The organism is Novosphingobium sp. 11B, assembly GCF_054589055.1.
On sequence record NZ_BAAILP010000287.1, the window covers coordinates 1 to 982 of the forward strand.

General features: G+C 67.0%; 1 protein-coding gene. It reads left to right on the forward strand.

The window, feature by feature from the left end; translation table 11 throughout:
- Window positions 1–121: 121 nt before the first annotated feature.
- Window positions 122–982 (forward strand): pyridoxal phosphate-dependent aminotransferase (locus ACYPYD_RS24535; protein ID WP_459666054.1); only part of this gene is annotated, 861 nt, incomplete at its 3' end.

Consider the following 982-nt stretch of genomic DNA (forward strand, 5'->3'; position numbering starts at 1 on the left):
CAAGCTCAGCCTGAGCGGTTTTGAGAGCAGGTCTTTAAATTCCGCTCAGGCTGAGCTTGTCGAAGCCCCCGCCGGACGATGCTTTGCGATCCTCGGCTCCTGTTCTAAGAGACGCCCCACAATGCACCTGTCCACCGCCCTTTCCCGCATCGCCCCGTCGCAGACCACGGCGATGACCGACCGCGCCACCCAGCTTCGCGAAGCGGGGCGCGACATCATATCGCTTTCCGTGGGTGAGCCCGACTTCGCCACTCCGCCGCATGTGCTGGAGGCCGCCAAGGCCGCGCTCGACGGCGGCCAGACGAAATACACGCCGGTCGGCGGCACCTCGCGGCTCAAGCAGGCCGCCGCGCTGCACTTCGCGCGCGACCTCGGGATCGAGGTTCCCGTGTCGCAGGTGACCGTCAGCGCGGGCGGCAAGCAGGCGATCTTCCACGCCATGCTTGCAACCATCAGCGAGGGCGACGAGGTGATCGTCCCTGCTCCATGGTGGGTCAGCTACCCGGAAATCGTACGCTTCGCCGGCGGCAAGGTGGTCCCGCTGCACACCCACGCCAAGGACAACTTCCGCTTCACCCCGGCCGACCTCGAAGCGCAGATCGGGCCGAATACCTTGTGGGTGCTGCTCAACAGCCCCGGCAACCCGACCGGCGCCTGCCTGCCTGCGGAAACGCTGCTCGGCATCGGCGAAGTGCTGCGCCATCATCCGCGCGTGCTGGTGATGTCGGACGATATCTACGCGCCGATCAACTATACAGGCGGCCCGCATGCCACGCTGGCGAACCTGTGCCCGGACCTTGCCGATCGCATCTTGACCGTCTCGGGCGTCTCCAAGAGCCACGCGATGACGGGTTTCCGCATCGGCGTCGCCGCCGGGCCGGAGTGGCTCATCAAGGCGATGGAGCGACTGCAGTCGCACTCCTCGGGCAATCCCTGCTCGATCAGCCAGGCCGCCGCCGTCGCCGCCTTCGAAGGCCCGCCG